At 64.2% G+C, this 6,678-nt stretch carries 6 protein-coding genes and 1 pseudogene; 6 read left to right on the top strand and 1 reads right to left on the bottom strand.

Going from position 1 to position 6,678, the window contains the following annotated elements; genetic code table 11:
* Window positions 1-384 precede the first annotated feature (384 nt).
* From RMN95_RS10050 to RMN95_RS10025, 6 genes are all read left to right on the top strand, one after another.
* Window positions 385-1,302: a CPBP family intramembrane glutamic endopeptidase gene (locus RMN95_RS10050; RefSeq protein WP_309616785.1), complete on the top strand. Its 918-nt coding sequence runs from the start codon at window positions 385-387 to the stop codon at window positions 1,300-1,302.
* Window positions 1,289-2,578, top strand: coding sequence for a histidine kinase (locus tag RMN95_RS10045; protein WP_309616784.1), 1,290 nt, complete (start codon window positions 1,289-1,291; stop codon window positions 2,576-2,578). The genes RMN95_RS10050 and RMN95_RS10045 overlap by 14 nt, the downstream gene beginning before the upstream one ends.
* Window positions 2,575-3,252: a response regulator transcription factor gene (locus tag RMN95_RS10040; RefSeq protein WP_309616783.1), complete on the top strand. Its 678-nt coding sequence runs from the start codon at window positions 2,575-2,577 to the stop codon at window positions 3,250-3,252. Before RMN95_RS10045 ends, RMN95_RS10040 begins: the two co-directional genes overlap by 4 nt.
* A 129-nt stretch (window positions 3,253-3,381) precedes the next feature.
* Entirely contained in the window at window positions 3,382-4,140 is a 759-nt protein-coding gene (locus tag RMN95_RS10035) for an ABC transporter ATP-binding protein (RefSeq protein ID WP_309616782.1), read from the top strand.
* Window positions 4,141-4,144: 4 nt separating this feature from the next.
* Entirely contained in the window at window positions 4,145-6,031 is a 1,887-nt protein-coding gene (locus tag RMN95_RS10030; protein ID WP_309616781.1) for an ABC transporter permease, read from the top strand.
* A 125-nt stretch (window positions 6,032-6,156) separates the two neighbouring features.
* Window positions 6,157-6,393 carry an aldo/keto reductase gene (locus tag RMN95_RS10025; protein WP_309616780.1) on the top strand — a complete coding sequence of 79 codons (237 nt, stop codon included), beginning with the start codon at window positions 6,157-6,159 and terminating at the stop codon, window positions 6,391-6,393.
* A 62-nt stretch (window positions 6,394-6,455) separates the two neighbouring features.
* Here RMN95_RS10025 and RMN95_RS10020 read toward each other — a convergent pair.
* Window positions 6,456-6,678: pseudogene (locus RMN95_RS10020) on the bottom strand (1-acyl-sn-glycerol-3-phosphate acyltransferase); the annotation flags it as partial.

The following is a 6,678-nucleotide window of genomic DNA, read 5'->3' as shown; positions in this document are numbered from 1 at the left end:
TGGCTTCGATGCCCAACCGGCCAGAGCCGCAGTGACCAGCGCCACCGTACTTGCTGCTGGATAGTCGCTCGCGGCCAACGTCTTCCAGAACAGGAATTACCCGACGGAAAGACCCGTGCCTCTTTGCAGTATCCGGGGGTGTGCCGCAGTTCATCGTCCACCGGAATGGGCGAAATCGTTCGTGCGGTGTAGGAAGCAGGTGCGGCGTGCTGACCGCTTCAGCTCCCGGATATGAGCGGAGTAGTTGCGAATGGAATCGGCTGCGTGCATCTTTCGATTGGACTGCGGTTGTGCGTCCTTCCGTCGGTCGTGGCCGCGCCGGGGGAACCCTAACGTCGATGGTGTGGCTGATTCTCGGCCACGCAACCGACGAAGGGCTGACCCATGACAACACTCCTCGACACCAGGCAGACGGCGGTGAGCAGCCTCAAAGGGGTGATCCGTCGGCATCCATTGGTCGCGTTTTTCGCGTTGGCCACCGGAACTAGCTGGGTCGCTTGGATCCCGTACATATTCTCCTCGCACGGTCTAGGTCTGTGGGATCTGCGGTTCCCCGACATTCTTGGCAGTGCACAGCTCGCGGGCGTTCTTCCCGGCGCGTATCTCGGTCCGATCTCCGCTGCCTTCGTCGTGACCGCTGTGACGGATGGCCGGCCGGGGCTGCGCCGCTGGGTCGCCCGCTTGTTTCGGTGGCGGATCAGCTGGTACTGGTACGCGGGAGTTCTTCTCGTGGTGCCGGCCGCCCTCATCGCCGCTGGAGCCGCATTTTCCGGTGGATCGATTCTGGCGCCGTCGATGCTCGCCCTCATTGCGTACGTTCCGGGTCTAGTGATCCAGATGCTGACGACAGGGCTTGCGGAGGAGCCCGGGTGGCGGGACTTCGCCCTGCCACGTCTGCAGCGCACGTTCGGGCCTGTGCGCGCAAGCCTCGTGCTCGGACCGCTGTGGGGCATCTGGCACCTCCCGCTGCTCTTCAGCGAATGGGGCGGATGGCCGGATGCGGACTGGACTCGACCCGTCTACTTCATGGGCTTCTGCATCGCGTTCACGATCGTGGTCAGTTGGGTCTTTAACCGCACCGGCGAGAGTCTTCCGATAGTTATCCTGCTGCACGTCGGAGTGAACAACACCTCGTCGATCCTGTTGCCGGAGATGTTCCCAGCGATGAGTGTTGAGACCAGCTTTCTGGCCTCGTTCGTCGTGGCGGCCATCGCGGCCATGATTTTGCTCGTCCTGACCCGCGGCCGACTCGGCTATCCGAAATCTGAGATGATCTTAGACTCGGACCATGGTCGCCTTTGACGTTCTTCGACGGCCCAGCCGGCGTGACGTCATCGTTGGCGCTGCCAGCACCGTTCTCGGTATTGCTGTTCTGGTGGCACTTCCGGCTCTGACCGCCGGCGATCCGGACGCGGCATCCGGCGTCTTGTTGTCGTCGCTGAGCGGTCCATGGTGGTTGCTGGTGGCATGCATTGTGGGCCAGGGTGTCATGATCACCTGGTCTGGTTGCGCGCCCCGGGCGACACTTCTTGCGGCCGCCGCGATCGCGTTGGGAGCTTCCTGGGCGACATCCGGATCGACTTTCGGGATCAGCAACCTCGCCGTTCTGGTCCTCGTCTTCCTCTCGGTCGTGCGCACCCGACTCTTACGCCTGGTCGTGACTCTGGTCGCAGCGGTAGCGCTCGTCGCAGGCGGTGACATAGTGACTGGCATCGTGGTGGGCAGGCTCGCCCCCGGCGGAGCCGTTCTGGCCGCACTCACCCAGAGCCTCGCAGTGATCGGGTTGCCGCTATTGGCCGGCCTGTTCGTGCGGGGCAGGCGTGACGTCCGTGAGGCGCGCAACGATGAACAGCAAGCCAGGATGGGGCAACGGGATGCGCAAATCCAGGCCGCACTGTCCCGCGAGCGCGCCGCGATGGCGCGAGAGCTGCACGACATCGCCGCTCACCATGTCTCGGCCATTGCGCTGATGTCTGCTGTCGTCGACCGTCAGATCGATACCGACCCGCTGAAGGCCCACCTCGGCGTGCAGCAGGTACGCGCGCAGAGCACAATGGTGCTGGACGATCTGCGGCGCCTCGTCGGCCTGCTCCGTGACGACGCCGGTGGCGAGCGGTCGGTAGAAACCCTGTCTACTGTGCCAGAGCTCGTCGACCGCGCACGGGCGCTGGGATCCATTGAGTTGCAGATCCTTTCGCCCGATGGCCGCGTTCTGGGTGAGGGGATCGGCCCACTGGCGCAGTTGGCCGTCTACCGCACGATTCAGGAAGCGCTTATGAATGCTGCCAAACATGCCCCCGGCGCGACTCGCGTTGTCCAGATCGACGATCGCGACGACGTGCATGCGGTGGTCACTGTGACCAACGCCGCCCCGTCCGGGGTTGTCGCGGCGTCGAGCTCTGGCGGTTTCGGACTGTTGGGAATGCGAGAACGGGCGGACCTGGTGGGCGCCGACCTCCGCTACGGCCCCATGTCTGAGGGCGGATGGCAGGTACGCGTAGCAGTGCCACGAGAGCTCCCGCTCCGTAAAACGACCACCACCCGCGACGTCACCGCTGGTCCCGAGGCCAACGCATGATCCGGGTCCTCATTGCCGACGACCAGGCGCTGGTGCGTGCTGGACTAACTTCCCTACTTGGCGCCGAGCCGGACATCGAAGTAGTGGGGGAGGCATCGGACGGTGCCGAGGCTCTCACTCTTGCTCGGGAGTTACGCCCGGATGTTGCGTGCCTGGACATACGGATGCCGGGAGTAAACGGGATTGACGTCGCCCGGGTCCTCGCTGGCCCGGACACCGATCCGCCGATCCCGGTGCTCATGCTGACAACGTTCGACCTGGACGACTACATCTTTGGGGCGCTGGAGGCCGGTGCCTCAGGCTTTCTCCTCAAAGACGCCGATCCGGATGTCATCATCGCCGCGGTCCGCCAGGTTGCCGCCGGCAACGGCACCCTCGATCAGTCCCTGACCCGCCGCATCCTTCGGGAATTCGTGGACCGCCGCCGACTGCAACCCGTCACCGGGGCGCGGGCGGACGGCCTGCTGACTGAGCGCGAGCGAGAAGTGCTGCTGCTCCTTGCCGAAGGCATGTCGAATGAGGAGATTGCGGCCTCCTTGGTCGTCGAGGTGTCGACGGTCAAATCCCACCTCGCCCGCATGTTGCCGAAGCTTGGCGTTCGCTCGCGGCTCCAGGCCGTGGTCTGGGCCTACCAGAATCGAATCGTCGACGTTCCCTGCGCCGCAGGTAACTGATCCGCAGATCTGGACCACGAGCTGCATCTAAAGATGCAAGATCGCAAGTTGCGTCATGCGGGTCTGGGGCGCTGCGCCGCTTCTTCTTAGCGTTGAAGGTATCCAATCCCCTTCTGCAAGGAGTATGTCGTGCCTCCCGTTTCCCTCCTGTCCCCGCACCACACTGATACTGCCGTGCACCTGGAAAAGGTCAGCAAGACCTACCCGGACGGCCCGAACACTGTCATCGCCCTCGACGCTGTGACGCTCTCGATCGAAACGGGGTCGTTCACCGCCATCATGGGGCCCTCCGGGTCGGGCAAATCCACCTTTCTCAACACTGCGTCCGGGCTTGATCTGCCCTCGAGCGGCCGTATTGTCGTCGGCGGCGTCGATCTGAGCGGGATGTCGCCGGACGCGCTCACCCGGTTCCGTCGCGAGCACGTCGGCTTCGTCTTCCAGGGCTATAACCTGATCAGCCACCTCTCCGTCGCGGAGAACATCCAGCTGCCCGTCACCCTGGCAGGAATCCGTCTCGACCAACAGCGGCTTCACGCCATTCTCGCTTCGGTCGGGCTGACCGGTCTAGCTGACCGCCTCCCGGGTGAGCTTTCCGGGGGACAGGCTCAACGCGTCGCCATCGCCCGCGCCCTGATCACCAGCCCCGACGTAGTGTTCGCTGACGAGCCGACCGGTGCCCTCGACGCAGCAACGGCAGACCAGATACTCCACCTGTTCCGCACAACAGTGCAAGATCTGGGGCAAACGCTCGTGATCGTGACCCACGACCCGCGGGCCGCCGCCTTCGCCGACCGAGTACTGTTCCTCGCCGACGGACGATTCCGGAGCGAGCTCCACGCCCCCAGCGTCGAAGAGATCGCGGCCCGCATCATCGAGCTTGGACGCTAGAGAAATGTCTCCTTCCTTTCGCTCCGTCCTCGTGGTCAATCGGCCCAGCCTGATCGGCGCTGCAGTGATCCTTACTCTTTCCGCCGTTCTGCTCACCGCCACGGGAACCTGGCTGGAAGCCGGATTCCGCGGTGACGAGCTCCCCTTCCTGGTGACCGTGGCTTCCTCGTTCGCCGGTACCCTCGTGATGATCACGGTATTAATCGTCGCCAGCGTCCTCTCCGGAGCTCTTCGACCGCGCCTCAGGGAGTTTGCCCTGTTGCGTGCGGTGGGAGCCACGGCAGCCCAGATTCGTGCTCGGGTGACCGGTGAAGCCCTTGTGCTGGTGCTCATTGCCGGCCCCATCGGCGCGGTCATCGGCCTGTTCGTGGCGCCACTCATGTCACCGCTACTTGTCTCCAGCGGTGTCGCGCCCGAAGGGTTCCTCCCGTCCCAGTCTCCGCTCTCCGTCATCGGAACCCTGCTCGTGCTAGTGCCGACGGGAGTTCTTGCAGCCCGCATGACCGCGCGCGGGATCCTGCGCGTTAGCCCCACCGCTGCCGTACGGGAAAGCACTGTCGAACCGACCGCTCTCTCCCGCAGGCGCCTCGTAACAGCTGCCGCACTCGCGATCACGGGAGTACTGACCGCGACCACGCCATTCTTCGCCCCGGGCACAATCGGCGCCGCCACCGGCGCCTCATCCGCCCTACTACTAGTCGTCGCGGCGGCACTGGGCGGGCCGGCACTTGTACGCCGAGCCGCAATCAGGGGCGCGGCGATGACCGGATCAAATGCGGGCGCCGGCCGCATCCTTGCCTTCTCCAACGCGCGAGGGTTTTCGCGCCGACTGAGCGCCGTCGTCATTCCATTTGCCTTGCTCGTCGCGCTTGGATCGGTGCAATCCGGGGTGACTATCGCCATCACGACGGCCACCGCAAACCAATTACGCGAGGGAGTCCAGACCGATCTCATCGTCCAGTCATCCTCCGGTATCACTCCAGCTCAGGCCACCGCGATCGCCGCGCTTCCCGGTGTCACGGCGATAGCGACAACACGACATCTCCCCGCCACCGTCCGCACCAATCCGCCCGATGAAGATCTCCCCGCACTGGATGGCCTCAACTGGGAGCCGACATCGATTCTCTTGATCACACCAGCGAAGCCGCTCTTCGACCCGAAAGTCCAGTCTGGCTCACTCCAGGATCTTGCGGCCACCGGTACGATCGCCGTGAGTGAAGAAGCACTCCTATTCACCGGTAAAGGCGTGGGCGACATGGTCGACGTGCGTCTCGCCGGTCAGAAAGCGGCAGCCTCGACCATCGTCGCGGTCTACGAACGCGGCCTCGGATTCGGCGACTACATCGTCGGATCAACCGACAGTGCATCGGGAGGTGCAACGTCCGACGCAGTCTTCGTCGATAGCATCCTCAACTCGGAAAACCGGACCCAGCAGGCGGTAATCGGCTTGGGACTCGCCGTTACGGATCGTAACGGCTACGCCCGCAGCGCCACCCAGGATACTGGAGGCGAGCAGCAGTTGTCTCTAGTCCTGCTCCTGGCACTTCTCGGGTTCGTCGCCGCCGCTGCGGCAAACACGCTGGCGGCATCGATTCGAAGCAGACGGGACGAACTCGGGCTCCTCATGCGCCTCGGAGCCACCCGAACGCAGGTGATGGGGATGATTGCTCTGGAGACCATATTCATTGTTGCCACAGCCCTAATAATCGGACTCCTCGCGGTTCTACCCGCACTCACCGGCGTCGGGCAAGGCGTACTCGGGGCGCCGCTCCCCGTCTTCAACCTTCCGGTGCTGTCGGGGCTGGTCCTGTCAACTACCCTCATCACGATCCTGACGACCTTCCCAGCGGCCTTGCACGCCACGTCGACCATGGCCTCCCAGAGACGATGACGGGAACGGCGGGGCGTCTTGCGCAACAGCCGTGTGTGTTGTGTCCGTTTGTATCCGCCGAGCCGAGGTCAGGATAAAAGGGAAAGGAGGAATTTATCGGCCCGGCGTCGCTGTAGATTCAGCGCTTGGGTGCCGAATGTGCCCACCTGGAGGTTCCAGCCAACATCGACCTTCAGCATTCGCTCGACGCCGTCGCAGCTGCATATGGTGCGTGCGTTACCGCGGTATCGCTGGCCTGGCTGCGTCTGCAGAGACTCTTCGCGGCGCCTATCCCGAGCGCCCGCACCGTCAAACAGCTTGAGTCGATGGTTCAGAGCTTCGCTCTGACGCGCACCGACGACGAATTAGTGAGGTTCAGGTAGAAGCCGCACCGTGACGGTGGCCGCAGGCGACACGATGTGGCCCGACGGCAGCCACACATCGTCTACCGCTCGACGGGTGCCGCCCGGCGGCGCGCTCGCTCCGCTTCGGCAGCCGCCGCCTCCTCAGGAGTTGGCGCCGTACCCCCGCGGTTCTGCGGCTGCCACCATTGCCCAGTACCACTTACCGGATAGAGCTGTTGCTCGCGGTCTACCATCGCCTGCAATGTTTCACGCAGGGCATCTGTCGCCCCAACAACGTCGTCTTCCGACGTCACGACAATCGGA

The organism is Salinibacterium sp. (genome assembly GCF_031364185.1).
Classification (GTDB): domain Bacteria; phylum Actinomycetota; class Actinomycetes; order Actinomycetales; family Microbacteriaceae; genus Rhodoglobus.
This window is presented reverse-complemented; position numbering and strand designations above follow the sequence as displayed.

Excerpts from the sequence above, each read along its gene's own strand:
- RMN95_RS10050 (WP_309616785.1), top strand. The coding sequence starts at position 385 with ATGACAACACTCCTCGACACCAGGCAGACGGCGGTGAGCAGCCTCAAA.
- RMN95_RS10045 (WP_309616784.1), top strand. The coding sequence starts at position 1,289 with ATGGTCGCCTTTGACGTTCTTCGACGGCCCAGCCGGCGTGACGTCATC.
- RMN95_RS10040 (WP_309616783.1), top strand. The coding sequence starts at position 2,575 with ATGATCCGGGTCCTCATTGCCGACGACCAGGCGCTGGTGCGTGCTGGA.
- RMN95_RS10030 (WP_309616781.1), top strand. The coding sequence starts at position 4,145 with ATGTCTCCTTCCTTTCGCTCCGTCCTCGTGGTCAATCGGCCCAGCCTG.